Source organism: Streptococcus sanguinis (genome assembly GCF_019929225.1).
In the GTDB taxonomy this organism is placed as follows: Bacteria; Bacillota; Bacilli; order Lactobacillales; family Streptococcaceae; genus Streptococcus; species Streptococcus sanguinis_J.
On record NZ_JAHZPA010000002.1, the window covers coordinates 180,881 to 205,967 of the forward strand.

28 protein-coding genes and 1 other annotated feature are annotated in these 25,087 nt (G+C 43.9%); of the genes, 25 read left to right on the plus strand and 3 right to left on the minus strand.

Going from position 1 to position 25,087, the window contains the following annotated elements; all coding sequences use genetic code 11:
* Nucleotides 1-29: 29 nt before the first annotated feature.
* The 14 genes from rsmD to trpA all read left to right on the plus strand — a co-directional run bounded on the left by rsmD (nt 30) and on the right by trpA (nt 12,671).
* A complete protein-coding gene (gene rsmD, locus K1I80_RS05400) occupies nt 30-578 on the plus strand; it encodes a 16S rRNA (guanine(966)-N(2))-methyltransferase RsmD (protein ID WP_223313218.1) in 549 nt (182 codons plus the stop codon).
* Nucleotides 568-1,062: a pantetheine-phosphate adenylyltransferase gene (coaD, locus tag K1I80_RS05405; protein WP_002921993.1), complete on the plus strand. Its 495-nt coding sequence runs from the start codon at nt 568-570 to the stop codon at nt 1,060-1,062. The genes rsmD and coaD overlap by 11 nt, the downstream gene beginning before the upstream one ends.
* The gene (locus tag K1I80_RS05410) at nt 1,049-2,092 is read left to right on the plus strand and encodes a SepM family pheromone-processing serine protease (RefSeq protein ID WP_011836629.1); all 1,044 of its coding nucleotides are present in this window, start codon (nt 1,049-1,051) and stop codon (nt 2,090-2,092) included. The genes coaD and K1I80_RS05410 overlap by 14 nt, the downstream gene beginning before the upstream one ends.
* Nucleotides 2,093-2,272: 180 nt before the next feature.
* Nucleotides 2,273-2,854: a YutD family protein gene (locus K1I80_RS05415; protein WP_011836630.1), complete on the plus strand. Its 582-nt coding sequence runs from the start codon at nt 2,273-2,275 to the stop codon at nt 2,852-2,854.
* Nucleotides 2,851-3,939, plus strand: a complete 1,089-nt coding sequence (gene rlmN / locus K1I80_RS05420) for a 23S rRNA (adenine(2503)-C(2))-methyltransferase RlmN (RefSeq protein WP_002911938.1) — start codon at nt 2,851-2,853, stop codon at nt 3,937-3,939. Before K1I80_RS05415 ends, rlmN begins: the two co-directional genes overlap by 4 nt.
* Nucleotides 3,926-4,465 carry a VanZ family protein gene (locus K1I80_RS05425; protein ID WP_223313219.1) on the plus strand — a complete coding sequence of 180 codons (540 nt, stop codon included), beginning with the start codon at nt 3,926-3,928 and terminating at the stop codon, nt 4,463-4,465. The genes rlmN and K1I80_RS05425 overlap by 14 nt, the downstream gene beginning before the upstream one ends.
* Nucleotides 4,466-4,540: 75 nt before the next feature.
* Nucleotides 4,541-4,770: a binding site (T-box leader), on the plus strand.
* 61 nt (nt 4,771-4,831) lie between these two features.
* The gene (gene trpB / locus K1I80_RS05430; protein ID WP_223313220.1) at nt 4,832-6,013 is read left to right on the plus strand and encodes a tryptophan synthase subunit beta; all 1,182 of its coding nucleotides are present in this window, start codon (nt 4,832-4,834) and stop codon (nt 6,011-6,013) included.
* A 401-nt stretch (nt 6,014-6,414) separates the two neighbouring features.
* A complete protein-coding gene (trpE, locus tag K1I80_RS05435; RefSeq protein WP_223313221.1) occupies nt 6,415-7,773 on the plus strand; it encodes an anthranilate synthase component I in 1,359 nt (452 codons plus the stop codon).
* On the plus strand, nt 7,770-8,333 hold the full coding sequence (locus K1I80_RS05440; protein WP_223313222.1) for an aminodeoxychorismate/anthranilate synthase component II: 564 nt from the start codon (nt 7,770-7,772) through the stop codon (nt 8,331-8,333). Before trpE ends, K1I80_RS05440 begins: the two co-directional genes overlap by 4 nt.
* A gap of 10 nt (nt 8,334-8,343) precedes the next feature.
* Nucleotides 8,344-9,348: an anthranilate phosphoribosyltransferase gene (trpD, locus tag K1I80_RS05445; protein ID WP_223313223.1), complete on the plus strand. Its 1,005-nt coding sequence runs from the start codon at nt 8,344-8,346 to the stop codon at nt 9,346-9,348.
* Nucleotides 9,345-10,112: an indole-3-glycerol phosphate synthase TrpC gene (gene trpC / locus K1I80_RS05450; protein WP_223313224.1), complete on the plus strand. Its 768-nt coding sequence runs from the start codon at nt 9,345-9,347 to the stop codon at nt 10,110-10,112. Before trpD ends, trpC begins: the two co-directional genes overlap by 4 nt.
* Nucleotides 10,099-10,686 (plus strand): phosphoribosylanthranilate isomerase, encoded by a 588-nt coding sequence (locus tag K1I80_RS05455; protein ID WP_223313225.1) that lies wholly within the window; start codon nt 10,099-10,101, stop codon nt 10,684-10,686. Before trpC ends, K1I80_RS05455 begins: the two co-directional genes overlap by 14 nt.
* Complete coding sequence (gene trpB, locus K1I80_RS05460; protein WP_111676181.1) at nt 10,676-11,899, plus strand: tryptophan synthase subunit beta; 1,224 nt, start codon at nt 10,676-10,678, stop codon at nt 11,897-11,899. Before K1I80_RS05455 ends, trpB (K1I80_RS05460) begins: the two co-directional genes overlap by 11 nt.
* A complete protein-coding gene (trpA, locus tag K1I80_RS05465; RefSeq protein WP_223313226.1) occupies nt 11,892-12,671 on the plus strand; it encodes a tryptophan synthase subunit alpha in 780 nt (259 codons plus the stop codon). The genes trpB (K1I80_RS05460) and trpA overlap by 8 nt, the downstream gene beginning before the upstream one ends.
* A gap of 205 nt (nt 12,672-12,876) precedes the next feature.
* Here trpA and K1I80_RS05475 read toward each other — a convergent pair whose 3' ends face one another.
* Complete coding sequence (locus K1I80_RS05475; RefSeq protein ID WP_223313227.1) at nt 12,877-13,776, minus strand: helix-turn-helix transcriptional regulator; 900 nt, start codon at nt 13,774-13,776, stop codon at nt 12,877-12,879.
* Nucleotides 13,777-13,854: 78 nt separating this feature from the next.
* Here K1I80_RS05475 and K1I80_RS05480 point away from each other — a divergent pair, with 78 nt between their 5' ends.
* Nucleotides 13,855-14,304 (plus strand): effector binding domain-containing protein, encoded by a 450-nt coding sequence (locus tag K1I80_RS05480; RefSeq protein WP_125380460.1) that lies wholly within the window; start codon nt 13,855-13,857, stop codon nt 14,302-14,304.
* Here the strand turns inward: K1I80_RS05480 and K1I80_RS05485 are convergent.
* Nucleotides 14,298-14,960, minus strand: a complete 663-nt coding sequence (locus K1I80_RS05485; RefSeq protein ID WP_223313228.1) for a prepilin peptidase — start codon at nt 14,958-14,960, stop codon at nt 14,298-14,300. The two genes, K1I80_RS05480 and K1I80_RS05485, sit on opposite strands and share 7 nt — an antisense overlap.
* Before the next feature lie 166 nt (nt 14,961-15,126).
* On the opposite strand from K1I80_RS05485, the gene K1I80_RS05490 reads away from it, so the two are divergent.
* The 4 genes from K1I80_RS05490 to K1I80_RS05505 all read left to right on the plus strand — a co-directional run bounded on the left by K1I80_RS05490 (nt 15,127) and on the right by K1I80_RS05505 (nt 16,664).
* Complete coding sequence (locus K1I80_RS05490) at nt 15,127-15,642, plus strand: Dps family protein (RefSeq protein ID WP_002898046.1); 516 nt, start codon at nt 15,127-15,129, stop codon at nt 15,640-15,642.
* A 92-nt stretch (nt 15,643-15,734) separates the two neighbouring features.
* Nucleotides 15,735-15,953: a YqgQ family protein gene (locus K1I80_RS05495; RefSeq protein WP_002898045.1), complete on the plus strand. Its 219-nt coding sequence runs from the start codon at nt 15,735-15,737 to the stop codon at nt 15,951-15,953.
* A gap of 1 nt (nt 15,954) precedes the next feature.
* Nucleotides 15,955-16,335 carry a rhodanese-like domain-containing protein gene (locus tag K1I80_RS05500; RefSeq protein ID WP_049543380.1) on the plus strand — a complete coding sequence of 127 codons (381 nt, stop codon included), beginning with the start codon at nt 15,955-15,957 and terminating at the stop codon, nt 16,333-16,335.
* Between the two features lie 89 nt (nt 16,336-16,424).
* On the plus strand, nt 16,425-16,664 hold the full coding sequence (locus K1I80_RS05505; protein ID WP_002896181.1) for a DUF4190 domain-containing protein: 240 nt from the start codon (nt 16,425-16,427) through the stop codon (nt 16,662-16,664).
* Nucleotides 16,665-16,697: 33 nt separating this feature from the next.
* On the opposite strand, the gene K1I80_RS05510 is transcribed toward K1I80_RS05505, so the two are convergent.
* Nucleotides 16,698-17,423, minus strand: coding sequence for a pseudouridine synthase (locus tag K1I80_RS05510; RefSeq protein WP_223313229.1), 726 nt, complete (start codon nt 17,421-17,423; stop codon nt 16,698-16,700).
* A 180-nt stretch (nt 17,424-17,603) separates the two neighbouring features.
* On the opposite strand from K1I80_RS05510, the gene typA reads away from it, so the two are divergent.
* The 6 genes from typA to ftsA all read left to right on the plus strand — a co-directional run bounded on the left by typA (nt 17,604) and on the right by ftsA (nt 25,087).
* Nucleotides 17,604-19,451 carry a translational GTPase TypA gene (gene typA, locus K1I80_RS05515; protein WP_223313230.1) on the plus strand — a complete coding sequence of 616 codons (1,848 nt, stop codon included), beginning with the start codon at nt 17,604-17,606 and terminating at the stop codon, nt 19,449-19,451.
* Between the two features lie 23 nt (nt 19,452-19,474).
* The gene (locus K1I80_RS05520; protein WP_002898040.1) at nt 19,475-19,744 is read left to right on the plus strand and encodes a DUF3165 family protein; all 270 of its coding nucleotides are present in this window, start codon (nt 19,475-19,477) and stop codon (nt 19,742-19,744) included.
* Between the two features lie 230 nt (nt 19,745-19,974).
* Complete coding sequence (gene murD / locus K1I80_RS05525) at nt 19,975-21,327, plus strand: UDP-N-acetylmuramoyl-L-alanine--D-glutamate ligase (RefSeq protein WP_223313231.1); 1,353 nt, start codon at nt 19,975-19,977, stop codon at nt 21,325-21,327.
* A gap of 1 nt (nt 21,328) precedes the next feature.
* On the plus strand, nt 21,329-22,399 hold the full coding sequence (locus K1I80_RS05530) for a UDP-N-acetylglucosamine--N-acetylmuramyl-(pentapeptide) pyrophosphoryl-undecaprenol N-acetylglucosamine transferase (protein WP_223313232.1): 1,071 nt from the start codon (nt 21,329-21,331) through the stop codon (nt 22,397-22,399).
* Nucleotides 22,396-23,607, plus strand: coding sequence for a cell division protein FtsQ/DivIB (locus K1I80_RS05535; protein WP_223313233.1), 1,212 nt, complete (start codon nt 22,396-22,398; stop codon nt 23,605-23,607). Before K1I80_RS05530 ends, K1I80_RS05535 begins: the two co-directional genes overlap by 4 nt.
* A 121-nt stretch (nt 23,608-23,728) precedes the next feature.
* The gene (ftsA, locus tag K1I80_RS05540; RefSeq protein ID WP_002896169.1) at nt 23,729-25,087 is read left to right on the plus strand and encodes a cell division protein FtsA; all 1,359 of its coding nucleotides are present in this window, start codon (nt 23,729-23,731) and stop codon (nt 25,085-25,087) included.

A 25,087-nucleotide genomic window follows, 5' to 3' on the forward strand; every position in this document is an offset into this window, starting at 1 on the left:
AATTGGCCTCTTGTGCGATGTGTGTTATAATGTTTTTTATGAGAGTTGTTGCAGGTAAATACGGGGGTAGGTCCCTCAAAACTTTGGACGGCAAGACGACTAGACCTACGACCGATAAGGTCAAGGGGGCAATTTTTAATATGATTGGTCCCTATTTTGACGGCGGTCGGGTGCTAGATCTTTATGCTGGGAGCGGAAGTTTGGCTATTGAGGCTATTTCGCGAGGTATGAAGACGGCTGTCTTAGTGGAGAAAGATCGCAGAGCTCAGGCTATTATTTCAGAGAATATTCAGATGACCAAGGAGCCGGAACGTTTTGACTTGCTCAAGATGGAGTCTGGCCGAGCCTTGGAAATGTTGACAGGGTCTTTTGACTTGGTTCTCTTGGACCCGCCTTATGCCAAGGAGCAGATTGTGGAGGACCTTGAGAAGCTAGAGGAGCGCCAGCTCTTGGGTCAAGATGTCCTGGTAGTCTGTGAGACAGACAAGGAAGTGGAATTGCCGGAAGAAATTGCAGGGCTAGGCATTTGGAAGCAGAAGATATATGGAATTTCAAAGGTGACGGTGTATGTCAGATAAGATAGGATTATTCACAGGGTCTTTTGACCCGATGACCAAGGGCCATGTGGACCTGATTGAGCGGGCCAGCAGGCTTTTTGACAAGCTCTATGTAGGGATTTTCTATAATCGGGAAAAGTCTGGCTTTTTCACAATTGAAGCCAGAGAACGGATAGTCAAAGAAGCTCTGCAACATTTGCGAAATGTCGAGGTCATCACTTCTCAGAATGAGCTAGCAGTGACAGTGGCCAGAAGACTAGGAACCCAAGCCTTTGTGCGCGGTCTCCGTAACAGTCAAGATCTAGACTATGAAGCCAATATGAACTTTTTCAATCAGGAATTGGCAGGAGAAATGGAGACGATTTTCTTGCTCAGCAAACCAGTCTATCAGCATATCAGTTCATCACGTATTCGTGAGCTGATTGCTTTTCAGCAGGATATCGCGGCCTATGTGCCCCAAAGTGTAATCAAAGAATTAGAAAGAATCAACGATGAAAAGAATTAAGAAGTATCTATGGCCGACGGTCATTGGCGTCACTATTGCCTTTTTTATAGCAGCTTTTTGGGTTCGTCTGCCTTATTATATAGAAGTTCCTGGTGGTGCCGAGGATGTTCGGCAGGTCTTGCTGGTTGATAATAAGGCCGACAAGGAAGCGGGTTCCTACAACTTTGTGACGGTCGGAGTAGAGCAGGCAACCTTTGCTCATCTGGTCTATGCTTGGCTGACCCCTTTTACAGATATTTATTCCGCCAAGGATATGACAGGGGGATCCACGGATGAGGAGTTCAATCGGATCAACCAGTTTTACATGGAAACATCACAAAATATGGCTAAATATCAAGGGTTGACGACAGCTGGTAAAGAGATCAAAATGGACTATCTGGGAGTTTATGTCCTACAGGTGGCTGATAACTCAACCTTCAAGGGAGTTCTCAATATTGCTGATACGGTAACTGGTGTCAATGATAAGACATTTGAAAGCTCTGAGGAACTGGTCAAGTATGTCAACTCGCAGAAGCTTGGGGATAAAATCAAGGTGACTTTCCAAGAAGATGGTCAGGAGAAATCGGCAACCGGTAAGGTCATCAAGTTGGAGAACGGTAAGAACGGGATTGGGATTAGTCTGATAGACCGGACGGAAGTCAGCAGCAGTATTCCGATTACATTTTCAACTGAGGGTATCGGCGGTCCCAGTGCTGGTCTCATGTTCAGCCTCGCCATTTATACCCAGTTGGCTGATCCGACTCTTCGTGATGGCCGCGATATTGCAGGGACCGGCAGCATCAGCCGTGAAGGCGAAGTTGGCGAAATCGGCGGAATCGATAAGAAAGTCGTTTCAGCGGCCCAAAGCGGAGCAGACATCTTCTTTGCACCGAACAATGAACTGACAGAGGAAGAGAAAAAGCTTTCTCCTAATGGGAAAAACAACTACCAAACGGCTCTGGAGACAGCCAAGAAGATTAAAACGGATATGAAAATTGTTCCAGTTAAAACGCTGCAGGACGCCATTGACTATCTGAAAAAGAACAAGTAAGATCTTAGCTTTTGCTAAGATTTTTCTTGTGAGACAGACAAAATCAGCTGGCCTTTTCTACTTTAAATCGTCTGACTTTTTCAGAAAGGTATTTTTGATGAAAAGTCCGCGAAATACTGGCTGATTTATGATAAAATAAGGTGTTGTAGATAAACTATCCAAGATTGTTAAAGGAAGAGTATGCGTAAAGATATTTCACCTGAATTGTATAATTATAATAAATTCCCAGGACCGGAGTTTAAACAGATTGACAGCAAGATTGTTGCAGAAAAATTCGAGTTTGAATTGATTGAGAACTATAAGGAAGGCTTTGACTTGACGGCCTTTCATCAGCGTTTTTCAGAAATTCTCACCAAGTTTGACTATATTGTTGGTGACTGGGGCAATGAGCAGCTGCGCCTGCGCGGTTTTTACAAGGACGAGCGGGCTAATGAAAGCGATGAGAAGATTAGCCGCTTAGAAGACTATTTGCTGGAGTACTGCAGCTATGGCTGTGCTTATTTTGTCTTGGAAAATCCAAATCCCCAGCGTGCTTCCTTTGATAAAAAATCGCATGGCAAGAAAGAGACAGAAGGTCGGTCAAAACGTTCTCGCAATAGCCGTTCTGGGAGCAACCGCAATCGCAGAAGTGAGCGAGACCGAGACAGCCGCTCTAAAAGAGACAATAAACGCTCTCGCAACAATTCCCAGCAAGATAGGCAGAAAAAGCCAAAAGACAGCAATCGCCATTTTGTGATTCGCCAGAATAAAGGAGAAAAATGAAACCATCTATTTATAGCTTAACGCGCCAGGAAATGATTGAATGGGCGGAAGCTCAGGGAGAAAAGAAATTCCGTGCTGCCCAGATTTGGGAGTGGCTCTACCGCAAGCGGGTCCAGTCTTTTGAAGAGATGACCAATCTGTCCAAGGACTTGATTGCCAAGCTAAATGATCAGTTTGTCGTCAATCCGCTTAAACAGCGCATTGTTCAGGAGTCAGCTGATGGTACGGTCAAGTACCTCTTTGAGCTGCCGGACGGTATGCTGATTGAGACGGTACTCATGCGCCAGCACTATGGACTTTCTGTCTGTGTGACTACCCAAGTTGGCTGCAATATCGGCTGCACCTTCTGTGCCTCTGGCTTAATAAAAAAGCAACGCGACCTCAATAACGGTGAGATTGTAGCTCAGATTATGCTGGTTCAGAAGTATTTTGACGAGCGTGGTCAGGATGAGCGGGTCAGCCATATCGTGGTTATGGGAATCGGCGAGCCATTTGATAACTATGACAATGTGCTCAAGTTTGTCCGGACGGTCAATGATGATAAAGGTTTGGCTATTGGTGCCCGCCATATCACAGTTTCGACCTCAGGCCTGGCTCATAAGATCCGTGACTTTGCCAATGAAGGTGTGCAGGTCAATCTAGCTGTATCCCTCCATGCCCCGAATAATGACCTGCGGACCAGCATCATGCGGATTAACCGGTCTTTCCCTATCGAAAAGCTTTTTGCAGCTATCGAATACTATATTGAGACGACCAACCGCCGAGTGACCTTTGAGTATATCATGCTCAATGAAGTCAATGACGGTGTAGAGCAGGCCAAGGAACTGGCTGAGCTGCTCAAGAACATTAAGAAGCTATCTTATGTCAATCTCATTCCTTACAACCCCGTTAGCGAGCACGACCAATACAGCCGCAGTCCCAAAGAGCGCGTGATGGCTTTCTATGATACCCTCAAGAAAAACGGAGTCAACTGCGTGGTTCGTCAGGAACATGGTACAGATATTGATGCAGCCTGCGGTCAGCTGCGTTCTAATACCATGAAGCGTGATCGCGAGAAAGCATTGGTAGAAAATGTTCAGCCTTAAGAACTATCTGACTTCAGACGGTGAGCTGACTGCTAAGGGACGGAAATTGCTGGTAGGGGGAAGCTGGCTCTATTTCTTGATGCTTTGCATTCTGTGCTTTATTCCTCAGGTTCCAGAGCCAGGAATGGAAACTCCTGGAATCCAGTATTTTGGCCGAATAGTAGTTTTGTTAATCCCTTTTAATTCCTTTGTCAATATTGGCGAGATTACTTCTTGGATCCAGCTGGCCAAGGTCTTTATCCAAAATCTAGCCAATATCTTTCTACTATCGCCCTTAATTTTTCAATTGCTTTGCCTCTTTCCGAAATTGAGGAAGACAAAGAAGGTCGTATGGCTGAGCTTTGGGATGAGTCTGTCTATCGAAGTGACTCAGATTCTGCTGGACCTTCTCATCAACGCCAATCGAGTCTTTGAGATTGATGATCTCTGGACCAATACTTTGGGTGGTTATCTGGCTTGGCGGGAATTTCAGCTTGGTCAGAAAATCTGGAAAAATCGTCAAGACGACGCTTTCAAAAGAGATTAGCCAGCGAAAGATTCGGATTTAGGAGAAAAAATTAAATTTTTTCTTGACAAGAAAAAGGGAAAGGCCTATAATAAAATAAATCATCAGAAAAGTAATAATTTTTTCTACTTTCAGGGAGCCTGTGGTTGGTGGAAGCAGGCAGTGGAAGATTATGAAGTGGGCTGATGCAAAAAATGAATTTGAAGCAATAAAAATTCGGTGAGCACACCTTACAGTGCAGCTTGTTGTTAGACAAGACAGAGATATGGAGGCAGTCTATACTTTGCTCCATAATTGAGGTGGCACCGCGATTATACGCCCTCACACAGATTTTTTCTGTGTGTGGGCTTTTGTTTTGCTTGAAAATAAAGAAATGAGGCAATCAAGATGACAGAAACTAAAGGATATTTTGGACAATTCGGCGGCTCCTTTGTACCGGAGCCTATCCAGGCCTTGCTGGATGAATTGGAAGCTACTTTTGAGAAGTATAAGGATGATCCAGAATTTTTAAATGAATACCGGCATTATTTGGCGGATTATTCAGGCCGGGAGACTCCGCTCTACTTTGCAGAAAGTCTGACTCAGCATCTGGGTGGAGCGAAGATTTATCTGAAGCGGGAAGATCTCAATCATCTGGGCTCCCATAAGCTCAATAATGTTTTGGGGCAGATTCTTCTAGCTAAGCGCATGGGCAAGACCCGAGTCATCGCTGAAACTGGAGCTGGTCAGCATGGTGTGGCAACTGCGGCAGCTGCAGCTAAGTTTGGTATGAAGTGCGATGTTTACATGGGTGCAGAGGATGTAGAGCGCCAGCGCCTCAATGTCTTCCGCATGGAAATGATGGGAGCGACTGTTCATGCAGTGGAAACAGGCACCAAAACCCTCAAGGATGCTGTAGATGCGGCCTTTGGAGCGTGGATGAGCGATTTGGAAGCCTTCTATGTTTTGGGTTCTGCTGTCGGTCCTCACCCTTATCCGACGATTGTCCATGAGTTTCAAAAGGTGATTAGTGAAGAATCTCGCCGGCAGATTTTGGACAAGGAAGGCCGCTTGCCAGACTATGTTATTGCTTGTGTAGGCGGTGGTTCCAATGCTATCGGCGCGTTCTCTCAGTATGTGGCGGATGAAGAAGTCAAGCTGGTTGGTGTTGAAGCGGCTGGACGGGGTCTTGATACAGACCAGCATGCGGCGACCATGACCAAGGGAAGTGTCGGAGTAGTGGACGGCATGAAGACCTACGCTGTCTTTGCTGAAGATGGTCAGATAGCGCCGGTTTACTCCATTTCAGCAGGCTTGGACTATCCTGGGGTTGGTCCCGAACATGCTTTCTTTAAAGATTCCGGTCGAGTAGAATACGTGGCAGCGACAGATGATGAAGCTGTGGATGCCTTGCTTCTCTTGACACAAAAGGAAGGAATTTTGCCAGCGATTGAAAGCTCTCACGCCATTGCTGAAGCTATCAAGCGGGCTCCGCAATTGTCATCTGACCAAATCATTGTTATCAACGTATCTGGTCGTGGAGATAAGGATGTGGCAGCCATTGCCGACTATCTAGAAAAACGAAAATAAAATACCCAGCAGAAGAGTAGTAACATCTCTCCTTTCAGAGAGTCTGTGGTGCTGTAAACAGGCAGGAGAAGTTATGAAATGGGCTGTTGGAGTCAACATTTAGTCCTTTAGTTGAACTTTTATTACTTTGTTAGCTTACTTTGCTATGAGCCAGTACGCTGCCTTCTACTAAAAGGAATCTAAATGACTGTAAATAAGTAAATGAGATGTGGAGCCTGAAAACTCCATAACTGAGGTGGCACCGCGATGATACGCCCTCACAGGATGAACTGTGCGGGCGTTTTTCTGTAGTTCTGGGGCAAGTTATGACCGTGGACAGGTGCTATCTGTTCTTGTGAATGCAGTCATAGCTAGCAAATTACTCCTCCTTAAACGCTTCTGATTAAATAGAAAGAAAAATTATGCAAAAGATTTTACCAGCTGATATTTTATCGCCGATTCTGGCTTATATGCGGATTCAGGGCGACCACAAGGTGATTTTGGAAAGTATTCCAAGAGATAGCGAGACAGCTCGCTTTTCTATCCTAGCTTATAACCCAGTCTTTGAAGTTCGCTATGAAAATGGCCAGCTAACAAAGAATGGGCAAGTAATCAAGGCAGATCCCTTGGACTATCTGCATGAGTTAGCCGTAAAAAAAGGCCATCATTCAGAACTGCCTTTTGGCGGAGGAGCTATCGGCTTTGTCGGCTATGATATGATTTCCCTCTATGAGGAGATTGGGCAGATTCCAGATGATGTGATTGGGACGCCGGATATGCACTTTTTCGTCTATGAGAGTTACATGGTTTTTGACCATAAAAAAGACAAGGTCTATATCCTTGAGGAGGCCCTCTACAGTGATAGAAGCGAAGCTGATTTGGCTGCTAGTCTGGAGCGTATCATGGCTGAGCTGGCGCAGCCTGCGGTAGATGAATTTTCACCACTGGAACTGTCCAGTTTGAACTTTCAGAGTCATATCGAGCAGACAGCTTTTGAAAAAATGGTGGAAGAAGCGCGTAGCTTGATTCGGCAGGGCGACATGTTCCAATGTGTGCTTAGTCAACGCTTTTCAGCAGAATATTCTGGTAGGCCGCTGGATTATTATCGCAATCTGCGCGTAACCAATCCTTCCAATTATCTCTACTTTTATGACTTCGGGGATTATCAGATTATCGGAGCCAGCCCAGAAAGTCTGGTCTCTGTCAAGCAAGGTCAGGTTACAACCAATCCTATCGCTGGGACCAGACCGCGCGGGAAGGATGAAAGAGAAGATAAAGCCTTGGCAGAGGAGTTGCTGGCTGACGAGAAGGAAGTGGCGGAACACCGCATGTTAGTTGATTTAGGGCGTAATGATATCGGTAAAATTGCCCAGAATAACAGCGTGGAAGTCACTAAGTACATGGAAGTGGAGTATTTCCGCTATGTCATGCATCTGACCAGTGTAGTCCGTGGTCAGCTTTTGCCCCAACTGACAGCTATGGATGCGCTCAAGTCAACCCTGCCGGCCGGCACCGTCTCGGGTGCACCTAAGATTCGAGCCATGAAGCGAATTTATGAGTTGGAGCAGGAAAAACGTGGTGTTTATGCGGGTGCTATTGGCTATCTGTCTGCGACAGGCGATATGGATTTTGCCATTGCTATCCGGACTATGATTTTGAAAAACGGCAGAGCTTATGTTCAAGCTGGAGCGGGTATTGTTTATGATTCGATCCCTACTAATGAATACCAAGAAACCATCAACAAGGCCAAATCAATGACCAAGATAGGAGGGGTGCAATGATTTTATTGATTGATAATTATGATTCTTTTACTTACAATCTAGCCCAGTATATCGGCAATTTCGCAGAAGTTAAGGTCTTGCGTAATGATGATGCAGGACTTTATCAAGCGGCAGAAGAAGCAGATGCTTTGGTTCTGTCTCCAGGTCCAGGCTGGCCAGCAGATGCAGGACGGATGGAAGAGCTTATCCGCGATTTTACTGGTAAAAAGCCGATATTGGGGATTTGCTTGGGGCACCAAGCCATTGCAGAAGTATTTGGCGGAAAGCTAGGATTGGCTCCCAAAGTCATGCATGGCAAGCAAAGCATTCTGCGTTTTGAGGGGAATTCTCCTATCTATCGAGGGATAGAGGATGGGCAGCCGGTCATGCGCTATCATTCGATTTTAATCGAAGAGATGCCGGAGGACTTTGAAGTGACGGCTCGGGCGGCTGATGATAACTCGATCATGGCTATCCAGCACAAGAGTCTGCCTATTTATGGTTTTCAGTATCATCCAGAAAGTATCGGCACGCCGGACGGCTTGTCGTCTATCAAGAATTTCATTGACTTAGTAAAATAGAGGAAACGATATGAAAGAAATTATTGCAAAACTAGCTGATTTTAAGGATTTAAGCAGCGCTGAGATGACAGATGTGATTGAGCGTATTGTCACCGGACGGGTGACAGAGTCTCAAATTGTAGCTTTCTTGCTGGGGCTTAAGATGAAGGGGGAGACAATTGAGGAACGAACTGCTTTGGCTCAGGTAATGCGAGGCCACGCTAAGCAGATTCCGACCACTATTCGCACTGCCATGGACAATTGCGGTACCGGTGGAGACAAGTCTTTCAGCTTCAATATTTCAACTACGGCAGCTTTTGTACTGGCAGGTGGCGGGATTAAGATGGCTAAGCATGGCAATCGATCTATTTCTTCTAAGTCAGGCTCAGCTGATGTCTTAGAAGCTCTGGGTATCAATCTAGACTTGGATGCTGCTAGCTTGGGCAAGGTTTTTGAGCAGACAGGTATCGTCTTTCTCTTTGCAAAGAATATGCACCCTGCCATGAAATACATCATGCCAGCTCGTCTTAGCCTCGGCATTCCCACTATCATGAACCTAACCGGTCCGCTCATCCATCCCATGAGTCTAGAAACTCAGCTTTTGGGGACCAGCCGACCAGATATGCTAGAGAGTACGGCAGAGGTCTTGAAAAATATGGGCCGCAAGCGTGCGGTAGTTGTGTCAGGTCCAGATGGTCTGGATGAGGCGGGTCTTCATGGCCGAACCCAGTACGCTCTGCTGGAAGATGGGAAAATCAGCCTGCACAGCTTTCTGCCATCAGATATTGGCATGGAAGAGATAGCTCTTGAAGCGATTCGTGGGGGCAATGCCAAGGAAAATGCAGAAATTCTGCTATCTGTCCTGCAAAATCAATCCAGTCCCTATCTAGAAACGACAGTGCTGAATGCGGGATTGGGCTTCTATGCTAATGGGAAATCAGACAGCATAGAAGAAGGAATAGCTTTGGCCCGCCAAGTAATTGCAAGCGGTGCAGCCTATGAAAAACTCAAGCAACTACAGGAGTATCAGAAATGAGTAAAGAATTTCTCCCAACCATTCTAAAGCAAAAAGAGCAGGAAGTGGCGGCTATGTCTTATGAAGAGCTGCAACCTCTGCGCTCGACCTATTCCCTCTATGAATATCTCAAAAGTCGTCCTCAAGAGCTGCAGCTGATTGCTGAGGTTAAAAAAGCCAGCCCCAGTCTGGGAGATATTAATCTCGGTGTGGATATTGTGGAGCAGGCTCGCACCTATGAACGATGCGGTGCAGCCATGATTTCGGTCCTGACAGATGAGATTTTCTTCAAAGGACATCTGGATTACCTGAGAGAGATTTCCAGTCAAGTGACCATTCCAACCCTCAATAAGGACTTTATCATTGATGAAAAGCAGATTGTTCGCGCCCGCAATGCAGGAGCGACAGTTATTCTTCTGATTGTGGCTGCCTTGTCTGAAAAGCGGCTGCAAGAACTCTATGATTTTGCGACAGGTTTAGGCTTGGAAGTTCTGGTCGAAACCCATAATCTGGCGGAGCTGGAAATTGCCCATAGAATAGGAGCACAGATAATAGGTGTCAATAACCGCAATCTAGTTACTTTTGAGACTGATATCAATACAAGTCTTCAGCTATCTGCCCATTTCAAAGATGACAGAGTTTACGTGTCTGAGTCCGCTATTTTCAGCAAGGAAGATGCTGAGCTAGTAGCTCCTTATTTCCATGCGGTTTTAGTCGGAACAGCCCTGATGCAGGCTGAGAATGTAGCAGAAAAAATCAAGGAGCTGAAAATTGACAAAGGTTAAGATTTGCGGCTTATCAACGGCCAGCGCTGTGGAAACGGCATGCCAGGCTGGTGCAGATTACATTGGCTTTGTCTTTGCTGAGAGCCGTCGGAGGGTCAGTTTGGATCAAGCTCAGGAGCTAGCTGCCTTGGTGCCGCCTGCTGTCCGAAAGGTAGGAGTTTTCGTCTCTCCGAGCTTGGCAGAGTTGCAGGAAGCTATTTCAGTGGCAAATCTGGATTTGGTGCAGATTCATGGTGATTTTGATGAAGAGCTTCTGACTGAGATCGGCCGTCCGGTTATTCGAGCTTATCAGGTCAAGGGAGCGTTAAAAGGAGTCAGCCAACAAGCGGACTACCTGCTCTTTGATGCACCTCTTGCTGGTAGTGGTCAGACCTTTGACTGGCAAGCTTTTGATAAGAGTCAAATCCACCAGCCTTTCTTTATTGCCGGTGGTTTGAATGCAGGAAATGTTCGAGACGCTATTCAGCACTTCGCCCCTTACGCAGTAGATGTCTCAAGCGGTATTGAGACTGATGGCCAGAAGGACTTAGAAAAGATAAAAGAATTTATAGAAAGAGTGAAAGATGGCATATAATCAACCCAATCAAGAAGGATTTTACGGTGAGTTTGGTGGGCGCTTTGTTCCCGAAACGCTGATGACAGCAGTTTTGGAATTGGATAAAGCCTACCGTGAGAGTAAAAAAGACCCAGCCTTTCAGGCTGAGCTGGATGAGTTGCTGAAGCAGTATGTAGGGCGAGAAAATCCTCTCTATTTTGCTAAAAATCTGACAGCCTATGCTGGCGGTGCTAAGATTTATCTGAAGCGGGAAGACCTCAACCATACCGGGGCCCATAAAATCAATAACGCTCTAGGCCAGGTCCTATTGGCCAAGCGAATGGGCAAGAAGAAAATTATTGCCGAGACTGGTGCGGGCCAGCACGGAGTAGCCACCGCCACAGCTGCAGCCCTTTTCAACATGGACTGCACTATCTACATGGGTGAAGAAGATGTCAAGCGCCAAGCCCTCAATGTCTTTCGGATGGAACTTCTGGGAGCCAAGGTAGAGTCTGTGACCGATGGCTCTCGAGTTCTCAAGGATGCAGTCAATGCTGCCTTGCGAGCTTGGGTGGCTCAGGTCGATGATACTCACTATATTATGGGGTCGGCCTTGGGACCTCATCCCTTCCCAGAGATTGTCCGTGACTATCAGAGTGTGATTGGGCGTGAGGCCAAGCGCCAGTTTGCTGAGCAAAATGCAGGGGCATTACCAGATGCTTTAGTCGCCTGTGTTGGCGGTGGTTCTAATGCTATTGGACTCTTTTATCCTTTTGTAGACGATAGCTCAGTGGCTATGTATGGAACAGAAGCAGCTGGGCGAGGCATCGATACAGATGAACATGCTGCGACCTTAACCAAGGGCCGGCCGGGTGTTTTACACGGTGCCTTGATGGATGTCTTGCAGGATGAGCAAGGGCAGATTCTGGAAGCTTTCTCTATCTCTGCTGGGCTGGACTATCCGGGCATCGGTCCCGAACATTCTCATTTTAATGCTATTCAGCGCGCGACTTATGTCCCAGTCACAGATGAAGAAGCCTTGGAAGCCTTCCAGCTCCTATCTCGTATCGAAGGGATTATTCCTGCTCTAGAGTCTAGTCACGCTATTGCTTACGCAGTTAAGTTGGCTAAGGAGTTGGGACCAGATAAATCAATGATCGTCTGCCTATCCGGTCGTGGTGACAAGGATGTCGTTCAGGTAAAGGAACGCTTGGAAAGTGAAGCGGCTCAAAAAGGAGGTGCCCATGACTAAAACACTCACTCAGCATTTAGAAGCTATCAAAAAAGCAGGTAAGGGAATTTTCCTTCCTTATATCATGGCTGGCGATCACGAGAAAGGTTTAGCCGGATTACCAGAAACTATCTCATTTTTGGAAAACTTGGGTGTGTCAGCCATTGAAATCGGTCTGCCATTTTCAGATCCTGTTGCAGATGGGCCAGTTATTGAAGAAGCCGGTTTGAGAAGTCTGGGTCACCATACTTCGGCCAAGTCTTTAGTTGCAAGCTTGCAGAAGTTGGACACTCAGCTACCTCTCATCATCATGACCTACTTCAATCCTATTTTCCAGTACGGGCTCAAAGATTTTGTCAAGGATTTGGCTACGACACCGGTTAAAGGATTGATTATTCCGGATCTTCCCTACGAGCACAGGAATTTTATTCTGCCCCTGCTGGAAGATTCAGATATAGCTCTAGTTCCTTTAGTGAGCCTGACGACTGGTCTAGAACGTCAGCAGGAGCTGATCAAGGAAGCTGAAGGTTTTATCTACGCTGTAGCCATCAATGGTGTGACGGGTAAGAGCGGAAGCTACCGCGATGATTTGGACCAGCATTTGAGTAAACTCCATGATATTGCAGAGATTCCAGTACTGACGGGCTTTGGCGTTTCGACTTTAGAGGATGTTGACCGCTTCAATCAAGTCTCAGATGGAGTCATTGTCGGATCTAAGATTGTCAAAGCTCTTCATGAAAAGGACGCCAGTATAGCGGCCTTTATCCAAGAAGCAGCAGCTTATAAGAAATAATCACCACCACACCAAACAAAAGACAAGGTACAAATGCTAGCCTGTCTTTTTTCTTTTTAAAGCAGAAGCAGGCGAGGCCAGAGAAGCTAGCGATTTGGATAAGAACTAGAGCCTGACCCATGTTCTTGAATTTTATCACCATAAAAAAGTAAGTTTCGTATAATTCATTTTTAAGAAATGTTTGATTTTTGATGTTGATTGAATATTAGTTTGGATATTGCTTATGAATGGTATCTATATAGCTGGTGAAATGTTTCAAGAAATGCTTAGGAGATATAACAGTGATGTATTTTCCAAAAGCAAGCAAGGTATTGTATCCCCAATCATTGTCGTTTAAAGGATAAGTAATCTCGTAAATATTGCTATTAATAGGTTTTATGGCATTATAGCCTAAGAGTTCCACAAATCGATCAAGGACAATTTTCTGGACATGTAGGATGACAGGTACTTTGTTTTCATTCATCCATGTACCACCATCATAGGGAAGTGGTGTAAAATGTCTTTTTGAAAAAGTATCGGAGAGAGTAAGTCCACTAATTCTAGCAACTTTAAAAACAGAAAAACGCGCTTTTTCAGTATCGTAGGCATCCATATACCAACTCCGGTCCTTATAGACGATACGGTAAGGCTCACAATTTTTTTGACTTACCAGTCCTTGTGAATTAATATAGGAAAATTTTATTTTTACTCTACCTCTAATAGCTTCCAATAACTTAAAAATCAAAGTGCGTATTTCCAAGTTCCCTTGAGATAGAGACAAATCAATTTCGAAATCAGAGTATGTATTGGTAGCATTTAATTTCAATATAGCATTGAAAGTAGAGGCATCTTCCAATACTTGATAGCGACTTTTTAAACCGGATTCGATTGAAAGTCGTTCGGATTGAGTCAGGGGAGGTTTATCAGTTTGAAAGTCTTCCATAAGAAAAATTCCTCCGTTTTTTCCTTTCATTACATAGAGAGGAATGCCTGCAAGAGATAAATCATCAATATCTCTCATAATAGTTCGGGTGCTGACTTTAAAAAGTTCTGATAGTTCTTTAGCTGTTGTTTTTCGTTGATTTACTAAATGAGAAATGATTCCCATTTGACGGTCAATTTTCATGATTTTCTCCTTAAATATGACAGATAGTTGTCATATTATTTTTGTTATGATTATACCATAAAGAAAGGAGTTCATATAATGAAACATCAAACCAAACCATCGTTTACCCTGATTGGCAGGAGTATTTTGATAGAAGGAACTACGGTTCATGAACAGCACTATTCTAAAGAGAAGACCGCGTTCTATGCTCAGTTGTTTAAAGAAGGAATGCTGGGGAAATTGATGCCCCATTCTCTAGATAAAAAAGGCTATGCTTTGATTGTTCCTCATAAAGATGGTATTCAATACTACGCAGGAGTTGCGGCAAAGAATGCTGTGGCAGGCTACGAAAGCATTCTCGTCCCAGAGAAAGATTATTTAGTAAGTTCAGCCAGTGGTGATAAATCAAGACTCCTGTTTGACCAATTGGAGGATAACTTTTTTGAGGAAGAAAGCAGTTCCCTTTACCAAGATGGAATTATCTTAGAAATACTTTTAAACGGGAATCCTATGGATGCAGAAGTTGAGCTTTGGGTTCCAGTTCAGTAAAAGAGTAGGGATTTATAGAAAATAATCACCACCACACCAAACAAAAGACAAGGTACAAATGCTAGCCTGTCTTTTTTCTTTTTAAAGCAGAAGCAGGCGAGGCCAGAGAAGCTAGCGATTTGGATAAGAATGAGAATCTCTGTCAGGCTGAAAATAGCTGAGCAGGACGCCAGAAAGAGAAAGTCGCCAGCTCCAATACGAAAATTATAAAAGAAGGCTAGAAGTCCTAGGGTTAAAAAGAAGAGCATGAGAAGATTGACGCCTGCTGTCATCATCATCAAGAACTGAAAAACCAGCCAGACCATCAGGGGATATTGCTGCTCTCTTTGATCGTAGATGGCTAGGGTCAAGCCCATAGTGAATAGTAGGAGTTGACTGATGGAAATCGTGCCAAGCGAAGTTGCCAGAAAAAGACCGCCCAAGATACATTCAAAAAATAAATAGCGTAAGGGAATCTTGTCTCCACAGAAGCGGCAACGAAGACGGTTCATGATTTGTGAAAAAATAGGAATCAAATCACGCGGTGCCAATCTTTTCCCGCAGGTATTGCAATGACTAGCGGGAGCAATGATAGAATGCTCTGGGAAGCGGTCGATGACCAAGCCTAGGAATGAGGCAAAGACAGTACCAACGATAAAAAAGTATAGGTGAATCATACTTATTTATTCGTAAATTTAAACAGAAAAATTCTGAAATTTTGCAACTTTTCTAATAAAGTCCTTTTTTGAAACTTTTGTCTTGACTTTCTTATTTAGAAACATTATAATTAAACCATAATCTAAAAAGATTAGAATCATTATAAATAAAAACGAGGTAGATACAATGACACAAGTAAAAAATGGTGCAGCAACTGACGTAGCAACTTTTAGCAATCAAAAGGCTTTGCCAAAGACTAAGGCTATTCTTAATCAAGTTGTGGCAGATCTTTATACAGCTCATATCGCTCTTCACCAAGTTCACTGGTATATGCGTGGCGCAGGCTTCATGGTTTGGCATCCAAAAATGGATGAATACATGGAAACTTTGGATACAACTTTGGATGAAGTCAGCGAGCGCTTGATTACACTGGGAGGCAAGCCTTATTCTACCTTGACCGAGTTTATCCAACACAGCAAGATTGAAGAAAAAGCTGGTGAGTTCAGCAAGAATGTAGAAGAAAGTCTGGCGCGTGTGATTGAGATTTTCCGTTATCTGACAGGTCTTTACCAAGAAGCTTTGGATGTAACAGACGAAGAAGGGGACGATGTAACCAATGATATCTTTGTCGGTGCCAAGGCTGACCTTGAAAAGACTATCTGGATGCTGACAGCTGAAATTGGTCAAGCACCAGGTTTATAAAAAAAATATCCATGCGAAACAGAAAGGAAACAGGCTTTCCTTTCTGTTTTTTCATCTTGAAAAGCGCTGGAAAATCTGATAAAATATAGCTCATGAAAACCCTGTATGATGTTCAGCAATTTCTTAAAAGTTTCGGAATCATTATCTATATGGGCAAGCGCCTTTACGATATTGAGATGATGAAAATCGAGCTGAAGAGAATTTATGATGCTGGTCTAATGGATAAGCTAGCTTATTTTGAGGCAGAGGCAGTCTTGCGCCGAGAACATCGCTTAGAGTTAGAATATTTAGAAAAGAAAAAGGAGACTTGAGATGACAATTTGGATTTTGTGGGCGGTACTTTTGGGAATAATTGGCTGGATGGGCTTTAATTATTTGCGCCTTCGTCAGGCAGCAAAAATCGTGGATAATGGGGAATTTGAAGACCTGATTCGCCAAGGTCAGTTGGTTGATCTGCGGGATCCAGCTGATTTCCATCGGAAGCATATCTTAGGCGCTCGCAATATTCCATCTCAGCAGCTCAAGGACAGTGTCGGTGCACTTCGCAAGGACAAGGCTGTTCTCCTCTATGAAAATAGTCGTGGTCAACGCGTGACCAATGCGGCTCTGTATCTGAAAAAACAAGGATTTAAAGAAATCTATATTCTTTCTTATGGGTTGGATTCTTGGAATGGCAAGGTGAAGGCTAGTTAACATAAATCAAAAATTTGTCGCATTATATATACAAAGCTAGTTTCTTATGTTATAATAAATTAATATTAATTTTAAGGAGTTTTTAGAACATGCAAGAAAAGAAAAAATCCTCTCTTGTTTTAGGCATCCTATCTATCATCTTTGGTTTTTTCATTCCATTGGTAGGTCTTATTTTGGGTATTATAGGTTTGGTGTTGGCTAATTCACATCAAAAAGAGTCTAAATTAGACTATAAAACAGAAAAAATTCTGGGTATCGTAGGGATTGTAATTTCCGTAATTGTTTGGATTCTAAATGTCATGGTACTTATGAACGGAGCAGGCTACTAACAAAAAAGCTTTATTTTTTAAAGCTTTTTTGTTTCACCGACTTTTCTCCAAATATTTTTTAATGATCTCTAATTCGTCTTGGTTCAAAGCACGGTAATCGCCTTTTGCTAGGTCTGGGTCTAATGTAAAATCTCCGAATTGAATTCGCTTGAGATAGGTGACCTTGACACCAATTGCCAGAAACATCTTTTTAATCTGGTGGAATTTCCCCTCGGAAATCTTGACGGTAGCACGGCTCAGACTGGAGCTGGTAGAGAGGATAGAAAGCTGGGCAGGCTGACAGATGGTACCGTCTAAAAAGCGAATGCCTTCTTGAAAGGCAATTTTGTCCTGAGGGGTCAAAGGTCCATTGACTTCTACATAGTAAGTTTTTTCGACATGATATTGAGGGTGCAGCAGCTGAAATCCCAAAGGACCATTGTCGGTAATCAGAAGAAGGCCTTCGGTATCTCTATCCAGCCGTCCGATAGAGTAAAGATTTTCTTTCTCTATCTCCTTGTCCAGCAAATCTAGAACAGTCAATTTTTCAGCGTCGCGATTGGCAGTGACTGCATCTGCGGGTTTATTCAGCATGTAGTAACGGTGGGCAGGGCCGCCGACCTGTTTTCCTTGAAAAGTAATCTGCTGCAGGCCGGTATCAACGTTTTGGCTGAGTTTGCAGGCGGGTTTACCATCCACTAAAATCTGTTTTTGTAAAAGGCTTTGTTTCATCTTTTTTCGGCTGATACAATTAGCAGCCAGCAGTTGGTCGAGGCGCATCTGTTTTCCTTATTTTTTTCTAAATCATAACATAAATTTTCAGGATGGGAAATGCAAATCCTCATGGAGCTCCCATATTTTTTAATGAAAACATTTACACTCATCAAAGCCGTGTTTTTTGCCTGCGTCTGTGGTATAATTGTTCAGTTAGAAATAAAATTTAAAAATTCAGAGGAAATCATGACAAAATTAAGAGAAGATATCCGTAACATTGCGATTATCGCCCACGTTGACCACGGGAAAACAACCCTCGTTGACGAATTATTGAAGCAATCTGAAACTCTTGATGCTCGTACAGAGTTGGCAGAGCGTGCTATGGATTCAAACGATATTGAAAAAGAGCGCGGTATTACCATCCTTGCTAAAAATACAGCCGTTGCTTATAACGGAACTCGTATCAACATTATGGATACACCAGGACACGCGGACTTCGGTGGAGAAGTTGAGCGTATCATGAAAATGGTTGATGGTGTTGTTTTGGTTGTAGATGCCTACGAAGGAACCATGCCACAAACTCGTTTCGTATTGAAAAAAGCCCTTGAACAGGATCTTGTCCCAATCGTTGTTGTCAACAAAATTGACAAACCATCAGCTCGTCCAGCAGAAGTAGTGGACGAAGTATTGGAACTCTTCATCGAGCTTGGTGCAGATGATGACCAGCTTGATTTCCCAGTTGTTTATGCTTCAGCTATCAACGGAACATCTTCATTGTCAGACGATCCAGCTGATCAAGAAAAAACAATGGCACCAATCTTTGATACCATCATCGACCATATCCCAGCGCCAGTGGACAATTCAGATGAGCCTTTGCAGTTCCAAGTCTCACTTTTGGACTATAATGACTTCGTTGGCCGTATCGGTATCGGACGTGTCTTTCGTGGTACTGTTAAGGTTGGGGACCAAGTTACCCTTTCTAAACTAGACGGAACAACAAAAAACTTCCGTGTTACAAAACTCTTCGGTTTCTTTGGCTTGGAACGTCGTGAAATCCAAGAAGCCAAAGCGGGTGACTTGATTGCCGTTTCCGGTATGGAAGATATCTTTGTCGGTGAAACCATCACTCCGACAGACGCAGTTGAAGCTCTTCCAATCCTACACATCGATGAGCCAACTCTTCAAATGACTTTCTTGGTCAACAACTCACCATTTGCTGGTAAAGAAGGTAAATGGGTAACTTCTCGTAAGGTGGAAGAACGCTTGCAAGCAGAATTGCAAACAGACGTTTCCCTTCGTGTTGACCCAACTGATTCACCAGACAAGTGGATCGTTTCAGGTCGTGGTGAACTACACTTGTCAATCCTGATTGAAACAATGCGTCGTGAAGGTTATGAGCTGCAAGTATCTCGTCCAGAAGTTATCGTGAAAGAAATCGATGGCGTTAAGTGCGAGCCATTTGAGCGTGTCCAAATTGATACTCCAGAAGAATACCAAGGATCTGTTATCCAAAGCCTTTCTGAACGTAAGGGTGAAATGTTGGATATGATCTCAACTGGTAATGGTCAAACTCGTTTGGTCTTCCTTGTTCCAGCGCGTGGTTTGATCGGATATTCAACTGAGTTCTTGTCAATGACCCGTGGTTACGGTATCATGAACCATACCTTTGACCAATACTTGCCATTGATTCCAGGTGAAATTGGTGGACGTCACCGTGGTGCGCTTGTTTCCATCGATGCTGGTAAGGCAACGACCTACTCTATCATGTCTATCGAAGAGCGCGGAACTATTTTTGTTAACCCAGGTACTGAGGTTTATGAAGGAATGATCATCGGTGAAAACTCTCGTGAAAATGACTTAACTGTTAATATCACTAAAGCCAAGCAGATGACCAACGTTCGTTCTGCAACCAAGGATCAGACAGCAGTTATCAAGACACCACGTATCTTGACCTTGGAAGAATCGCTGGAGTTCTTGAACGATGATGAGTACATGGAAGTAACGCCAGAATCTATTCGTCTGCGTAAGCAAATTTTGAACAAACAAGAACGCGAAAAAGCCAATAAAAAGAAAAAATCAGCTGCAGCTGAATAAGCAAAAAGGAAAGGAGCAGCAAAATGGTTTATCTTATCATTGGGATTTTAATCCTCTTTTTCTACATTTTTGCTGTTCCATCCAGTATTAAAGGGACTGTTAATGCAGTGACCATGGTGCTACTGATTGTAGCCTTAATTATCTTATTTGGCTTAGGCATTTTTAAAATTTTCCAGTTGCCGGCTGAATATTTTGTAGGCTTCGGCCTATCCGTAGTGACCGTCTTGGCTTTACGGGATATCAATCGCCTCAAGCCGCCTAAGAAATCAAAAAAGAATTTTGATGAAGAATAATAAATGAGCAAGAACTTAGAAAGCTAGATAGACTTTTTGAGATCTTGCTTTTTTGTTGATCTATATTTTTACAAAAATAATAGGTTTATGTTACAAAATATTTCAAATAGATGAAAACATATCATTTTTTTCAAAACTTGCTTACAGTCGAAAATAAAAGACTCCTATGACTTTTTTATTTCCACAAAAAAAGGTAAAATAGAGTGAAGTATGAATGGAAGAGGTTGCTTATGAAAAATATAGCAAATTTTGCCAATAAAAAGGTTTTGGTTCTGGGATTGGCCAAGTCGGGTGAGTCAGCTGCTCGCCTTTTAGATAAATTAGGAGCTATCGTGACAGTTAACGACGGTAAACCTTTCGAGGAAAATCCTGCTGCTCAATCCTTGCTAGAAGAAGGTATAAAAGTGGTGACAGGAGGCCATCCTTTGGAGTTATTGGACGAAGACTTTGAATTGATGGTGAAAAATCCGGGTATTCCTTATGACAATGCCATGGTCGTTCGAGCTCTTGAAAAGAAGATTCCTGTTATCACTGAAGTAGAGTTGGCTTATCTAATTTCAGAAGCACCGATTATTGGTATTACGGGTTCAAATGGTAAGACGACGACCACAACCATGATTGCGCAAGTCTTGACGGCTGGCGGTCAAAACGGTTTATTGTCTGGTAATATCGGTTTTCCTGCTAGTCAAGTAGCCCAAACAGCCAGCAGCAAGGATACACTGGTCATGGAACTGTCTTCCTTCCAGTTGATGGGGATTGAGGCTTTTCATCCGCAAATCGCTGTTATTACCAACCTCATGCCGACTCATTTGGATTATCACGGCTCTGTTGAGGAATATGCAGCTGCCAAGTGGAATGTCCAGAAAAACATGACAGCTGATGATTATCTGGTTTTGAATTTCAATCAAGATTGGGCAAAGGAAATGGCTAGCCAGACTCAGGCTACTGTTGTGCCTTTTTCAACGACTGAAAAGGTGGATGGTGCCTATTTAGAGGGTGATGTCTTGACCTTCCGTGGAGAAGCGATTATGCAGGCGGCTGAAATCGGCGTTCCTGGCAGTCACAATGTTGAAAACGCTCTGGCTACGATTGCAGTAGCCAAGCTTCGTGGTATTGACAATCAGACGATTAAAGAAGTCTTGTCAGCTTTTGGGGGTGTTAAGCACCGTCTTCAGTATGTGGGGCAGGTAAATGAGGTTGCCTTTTACAATGACAGTAAGTCTACCAATATCTTGGCAACCCAGAAAGCCCTGTCTGGTTTTGACAATAGCAAGGTGATTCTGATTGCAGGCGGCTTGGACCGTGGCAATGAATTTGACGAGTTGGTGCCTGACCTCAAAGGTCTTAAGAAAATGGTTATCTTAGGACAATCAGCTGCGCGTGTAAAGAGGGCGGCTGATCAGGCTGGTGTTTCTTATCTGGATGCGACTGATGTCCGGGATGCGGCTCATAAGGCCTTTGCTCAAGCGGAGCCAGGAGACATTGTCTTGCTTAGTCCTGCCAATGCCAGCTGGGATATGTATAGTAATTTTGAAGTCCGTGGCGATGAATTTCTCGCTGCATTTGAAGAATTAAAAGGTTAAGATGAAAAAGATTGTATTTACAGGTGGAGGAACGGTCGGGCATGTAACCCTCAACCTTCTCCTGATTCCGAAATTTATCAAAGAAGGCTGGCAGGTCCACTATATTGGCGATAAGCATGGTATTGAGTACCAGGAAATCCAAAAGTCTGGACTAGACGTGACCTTCCATTCGGTAGCTACGGGCAAGCTTCGTCGCTACTTTTCTTGGCAGAATCTGCTGGATGGCTTTAAGGTCGTCTGGGGTATTTTCCAGTCGCTGGGCATTATGCTCAAGGTACGGCCGCAGGCGCTCTTTTCTAAGGGAGGCTTTGTGTCCGTTCCGCCCGTGATTGCAGCCCGACTGTCAGGAGTGCCTGTCTATGTTCATGAGTCGGATCTATCCATTGGCTTGGCCAATAAAATTGCCTATAAGTGTGCGACCAAGATGTATGCGACCTTTGAGCAACCTTCCAGTCTGACCAAGATTGAGCATGTCGGAGCTGTGACCAAGGTCGGTAACCAAGAGTCAGTCCCACCGCAGGAACTAGAAGAAATTCGTCAATATTTTGATAGAGAACTGCCCACACTGCTTTTTGTCGGCGGTTCTGCTGGTGCTAAGGTCTTTAATAACTTTGTCAGCCAGAATCAAGCTGCACTGACCGAGCATTATAACATCATCAATCTGACAGGCGATGCAAGTTTGGATGTTTTGTCTGACCGTCTCTTTCGAAAAGCCTATGTGACCGAGCTCTATCAGCCTTTGATGGACTTGGCAGATGTAGTGGTGACCCGTGGCGGTTCCAATACAATCTTTGAGCTCTTGGCCATGGCTAAGCTGCACATTATTGTTCCTCTGGGACGCGAAGCCAGCCGCGGCGATCAGATTGAAAATGCCGATTATTTTGTGGAAAAGGGATATGCCAAGCAATTGGCAGAGGAACAGCTGGATATGAGCAATTTACAGACAGCTCTTGATGACCTTTTGGCGAACCAGGCTTCTTATCATCAAGCTATGAAAAATTCTCAGGAAATCAAGTCTGTAGATGAATTTTATGCTTTATTGAAAGCGGATATTGACAAGGGAAAGAAATGAGCAAGAAAAACCACGATGAGCCAAAGGAAGAGGTAAGTGAGCACCTCTCTGAATGGCAGAAACGAAACAAAGAATATCTTGAAAAGAAGGCTCAGGAAGAGGCCAGCAAACAAAAGGAGCTGGAAAAAGAGGAAGCAAAAGAAGCTGAAGCTGAGGACTCAATTGAAAGCGAAGAAATAGCTGAAGAGACGGAAGAAGATGACTCATCTTATGAAGAGGAAGAAACAGAGTATTTAGAAGATGAATCATCTGAATCTGAGCTAGAGACTGAATTGAGCGAGAAAGAGCGCAAAAAACTGGAGAAACTTCAGAAAAAGGCAGAAAAAGAAGCTGCTAAGGTGCATATCTCGAGGATTCATATTTATCGAGCACTGCCGGTTTTGCTGGGCAGTGGCTTGATTTTTCTCCTGTCAGTTTATTTTTTGACGCCACTGGCGACCATGAAGACAATCGAATTTTCAGGGAATCAAATGGTCAGTCAGGAAGATCTGCTCAAAAGCAGTAAGATTGATGAGAAGGACTATACTTTAACAACCTTTATCAATGGCGGCAATCATATCCGCAATATGAAAGCTTCTAGTCCTTGGATTAACAACCTGGAGATGGCTTATCAGTTTCCGATTACTTTTCAGGTAAAGGTCAAGGAGTACGGAGTTCTGGCCTATCTGCATGAGGGCGGGCAGTACTATCCTATTCTGACAAATGGGGAGATTATTTCGGACCCGACTGCTGCAGATTCTTTGCCAGAAACCCATATTTCGATAGAGTTTTCAGATAAAAAATTGATTAAGGAATTTGCCCTTCAAATTGAAAAGGTACCGGCTTCGGTCAAGAAAAATATTAAGACAGTTCAGCTGACTCCAAGCAAGGTGACACCGGACTTGGTTACGCTGACCATGCATGATGGCAACAAAGTCTTGGTACCAATTTCGCATATTGCCAAAAAACTGCCATATTACAAGGGAATCCAATCACAGTTGGAAGAGGATGTACCTAGTGTTGTAGATATGGAAGCAGGGATTTTTAGTTATGTTGAAGGAGCTCAAAACGAGTCGTCTTCTTCTGACGAAGAAAAGCAGAAAGCAGAAGAGGAAGCGACGGGACAGCCAACAGAACAAGCGGCTGAGCAGGTGACAGAAAGTCAAGAACAAGAATCTGCAGAGCCACAAAATTCAACAGAAAACCCGGGAAATACCGAAAATCGCTAAATTATATGTAGAAAAACTGCGCATTTTCATTTTCTTTATGTTATAATAAAGCTTGGGTAACTCTAATTTTTAGCGTTATTAGTATAGACCGGAAACATGGAAGATAGAGAGGACTGGTGTAATGGCTAGAGACGGCTTTTTTACTGGATTAGATATAGGAACTAGCTCAATTAAAGTGTTGGTGGCAGAGCACATCAACGATGAAATGAATGTTATTGGGGTCAGCAATGCAAAAAGCGCTGGCGTTAAAGATGGAATTATTGTTGATATTGAGGCTGCTGCTGCTGCTATTAAGACAGCTATTTCTCAAGCAGAAGAAAAGGCAGGCATTTCAATTGGTTTAGTTAATGTCGGACTTCCGGCTAATCTCTTACAGATTGAGCCAACTCAGGGTATGATTCCTGTGACTAGTGATTCTAAGGAAATCACAGATACAGATGTAGAGAATGTTGTTAGATCTGCTCTGACTAAGAGTATGACTCCTGACCGCGAAGTGATTACTTTCATCCCAGAAGAGTTTGTAGTGGATGGTTTCCAAGGGATTCGTGACCCACGCGGTATGATGGGGATTCGCTTAGAAATGCGTGGACTTCTCTACACTGGACCACGGACTATTCTCCACAACCTCCGCAAGACAGTGGAGCGCGCGGGAGTTCAGCTTGAGAACGTAATTATCTCCCCATTGGCAATGACTAAGTCAATCTTGAACGAAGGGGAACGTGAGTTTGGTGCAACTGTTATTGATATGGGTGGCGGTCAAACTACAGTGGCTTCTGTTAAAGGTCAAGAGCTTCAATATACGAATATATACCAAGAAGGCGGCGACTACGTAACCAAGGATATCTCCAAGGTTTTGAAGACTTCACAAAAGTTGGCTGAAAGTCTCAAGTTTAACTATGGATCTGCTTATGTTCCTGAAGCTGGTACAGAGTCCTTCCAAGTAGAAGTGATTGGAGAGATTGAGCCGGTTGAAGTAACTGAAAAGTATCTGGCTGAGATTATTTCTGCTCGTATCCAACACATCTTTGAGCAAATCAAACGCGATTTAGATAGAAGGCATCTCCTCGAGTTGCCAGGCGGCATTGTGATTATTGGTGGAGCAGCTATTCTTCCAGGAGTGGTTGAGCTGGCTCAGGAAGTGTTTGGCGTGAATGTCAAGCTTTATGTGCCAAATCAAATCGGCATTCGCAATCCAGCCTTTGCACATGTTATCAGCCTGTCAGAGTATGCTGGAAACTTAACAGATGTGGATATGCTGGCTCAGGTTGCTGTTCATGGTGATGAGCAACTGCGCCATCGACCTGTATCCTTTGAGCGTCCTGCTCAGTCAGTACCACGCTTTGAACCTCAACCAGCTGATGAGATTCCTGAGGAACCGGTTCAAGAAGTTCCAGTTGCCAGTGCTGATGTGCCAAACCAAGAACCAAAAACTGGTATTACAGATCGGATGCGCAACCTAATTGGCAAAATGTTTGATTAA

What these genes read in the sequence shown, in the direction of transcription:
- rsmD (WP_223313218.1), top strand. Translation starts at nt 30, where the DNA reads ATGTTTTTTATGAGAGTTGTTGCAGGTAAATACGGGGGTAGGTCCCTC.
- coaD (WP_002921993.1), top strand. Translation starts at nt 568, where the DNA reads ATGTCAGATAAGATAGGATTATTCACAGGGTCTTTTGACCCGATGACC.
- K1I80_RS05410 (WP_011836629.1), top strand. Translation starts at nt 1,049, where the DNA reads ATGAAAAGAATTAAGAAGTATCTATGGCCGACGGTCATTGGCGTCACT.
- K1I80_RS05415 (WP_011836630.1), top strand. Translation starts at nt 2,273, where the DNA reads ATGCGTAAAGATATTTCACCTGAATTGTATAATTATAATAAATTCCCA.
- rlmN (WP_002911938.1), top strand. Translation starts at nt 2,851, where the DNA reads ATGAAACCATCTATTTATAGCTTAACGCGCCAGGAAATGATTGAATGG.
- K1I80_RS05425 (WP_223313219.1), top strand. Translation starts at nt 3,926, where the DNA reads ATGTTCAGCCTTAAGAACTATCTGACTTCAGACGGTGAGCTGACTGCT.
- trpB (WP_223313220.1), top strand. Translation starts at nt 4,832, where the DNA reads ATGACAGAAACTAAAGGATATTTTGGACAATTCGGCGGCTCCTTTGTA.
- trpE (WP_223313221.1), top strand. Translation starts at nt 6,415, where the DNA reads ATGCAAAAGATTTTACCAGCTGATATTTTATCGCCGATTCTGGCTTAT.
- K1I80_RS05440 (WP_223313222.1), top strand. Translation starts at nt 7,770, where the DNA reads ATGATTTTATTGATTGATAATTATGATTCTTTTACTTACAATCTAGCC.
- trpD (WP_223313223.1), top strand. Translation starts at nt 8,344, where the DNA reads ATGAAAGAAATTATTGCAAAACTAGCTGATTTTAAGGATTTAAGCAGC.
- trpC (WP_223313224.1), top strand. Translation starts at nt 9,345, where the DNA reads ATGAGTAAAGAATTTCTCCCAACCATTCTAAAGCAAAAAGAGCAGGAA.
- trpB (WP_111676181.1), top strand. Translation starts at nt 10,676, where the DNA reads ATGGCATATAATCAACCCAATCAAGAAGGATTTTACGGTGAGTTTGGT.
- trpA (WP_223313226.1), top strand. Translation starts at nt 11,892, where the DNA reads ATGACTAAAACACTCACTCAGCATTTAGAAGCTATCAAAAAAGCAGGT.
- K1I80_RS05475 (WP_223313227.1), bottom strand. Translation starts at nt 13,776, where the DNA reads ATGAAAATTGACCGTCAAATGGGAATCATTTCTCATTTAGTAAATCAA.
- K1I80_RS05480 (WP_125380460.1), top strand. Translation starts at nt 13,855, where the DNA reads ATGAAACATCAAACCAAACCATCGTTTACCCTGATTGGCAGGAGTATT.
- K1I80_RS05485 (WP_223313228.1), bottom strand. Translation starts at nt 14,960, where the DNA reads ATGATTCACCTATACTTTTTTATCGTTGGTACTGTCTTTGCCTCATTC.
- K1I80_RS05490 (WP_002898046.1), top strand. Translation starts at nt 15,127, where the DNA reads ATGACACAAGTAAAAAATGGTGCAGCAACTGACGTAGCAACTTTTAGC.
- K1I80_RS05495 (WP_002898045.1), top strand. Translation starts at nt 15,735, where the DNA reads ATGAAAACCCTGTATGATGTTCAGCAATTTCTTAAAAGTTTCGGAATC.
- K1I80_RS05500 (WP_049543380.1), top strand. Translation starts at nt 15,955, where the DNA reads ATGACAATTTGGATTTTGTGGGCGGTACTTTTGGGAATAATTGGCTGG.
- K1I80_RS05505 (WP_002896181.1), top strand. Translation starts at nt 16,425, where the DNA reads ATGCAAGAAAAGAAAAAATCCTCTCTTGTTTTAGGCATCCTATCTATC.
- K1I80_RS05510 (WP_223313229.1), bottom strand. Translation starts at nt 17,423, where the DNA reads ATGCGCCTCGACCAACTGCTGGCTGCTAATTGTATCAGCCGAAAAAAG.
- typA (WP_223313230.1), top strand. Translation starts at nt 17,604, where the DNA reads ATGACAAAATTAAGAGAAGATATCCGTAACATTGCGATTATCGCCCAC.
- K1I80_RS05520 (WP_002898040.1), top strand. Translation starts at nt 19,475, where the DNA reads ATGGTTTATCTTATCATTGGGATTTTAATCCTCTTTTTCTACATTTTT.
- murD (WP_223313231.1), top strand. Translation starts at nt 19,975, where the DNA reads ATGAAAAATATAGCAAATTTTGCCAATAAAAAGGTTTTGGTTCTGGGA.
- K1I80_RS05530 (WP_223313232.1), top strand. Translation starts at nt 21,329, where the DNA reads ATGAAAAAGATTGTATTTACAGGTGGAGGAACGGTCGGGCATGTAACC.
- K1I80_RS05535 (WP_223313233.1), top strand. Translation starts at nt 22,396, where the DNA reads ATGAGCAAGAAAAACCACGATGAGCCAAAGGAAGAGGTAAGTGAGCAC.
- ftsA (WP_002896169.1), top strand. Translation starts at nt 23,729, where the DNA reads ATGGCTAGAGACGGCTTTTTTACTGGATTAGATATAGGAACTAGCTCA.